Origin of the sequence: Aphanothece microscopica RSMan92 (assembly GCF_046613545.2) — a bacterium.
Lineage (GTDB): Bacteria > Cyanobacteriota > Cyanobacteriia > PCC-6307 > Cyanobiaceae > NIES-981.
Window position 1 is genome coordinate 1 of the sequence record NZ_JBKKKY020000312.1, and the last position, 659, is coordinate 659.

1 protein-coding gene and 1 pseudogene are annotated in these 659 nt (G+C 51.4%); both read left to right on the forward strand.

The window, feature by feature from the left end:
- Positions 1 to 467 (forward strand): pantetheine-phosphate adenylyltransferase (gene coaD, locus ACLD7X_RS17695; RefSeq protein ID WP_411425004.1); only part of this gene is annotated, 467 nt, incomplete at its 5' end.
- Positions 464 to 659: pseudogene (locus ACLD7X_RS17700) on the forward strand (30S ribosomal protein S12 methylthiotransferase RimO); the annotation flags it as partial. The gene coaD and the pseudogene ACLD7X_RS17700, both read left to right, overlap by 4 nt.

Here is a 659-nt window from a genome sequence, read left to right on the forward strand (position 1 = left end):
CATTCGACCCCATCACCAACGGCCATGTTGACGTCATTGAACGCGCTGCTCAGATGTTCCATCGTGTGTCCGTCGTCATTGCCCGCAATAGCAAAAAGACGCCCATGTTCGACGAGTCTGAACGCCGTGCGATGGCCGAGGAGTCGTTAGCCCATTTGTCCAACGTAGCAGTTGTCGTACACGAAGGGCTCATCGTTGATTGGGCCCGCGCGCACGACGTACACGTCATTGTGCGGGGCATTCGAGCAGTCACGGACTTCGAATACGAGTTTCAGATTGCCTTGATGAATCGTAAACTGGAGCCTGGCCTTTCCACCATTTTCCTCATGCCTCACGAACGGTACACGTATTTGAACTCCAGTATTATCCGAGAACTCGGCAGATACGGCCAGGATGTTTCGGAATTTGTCCCCTCTCCAGTTAGCCAACGTCTTCTGGAACGTTTTCAGCAAGGAACCCTTCGATGACGAAGTCCGTCCATATCATTACGCTCGGTTGTAGTAAGAATACCGTGGACAGCGAGACGCTTGCTGGACATCTCTCGGTAAATGACTTCACGTTGGCGGCCGACATCGAGTCAGCTGATACAGTTATCATCAACACATGCGGATTCATTGATGCTGCAAAGGAAGAAAGTGTCAATACTATCCTCGAAGCAG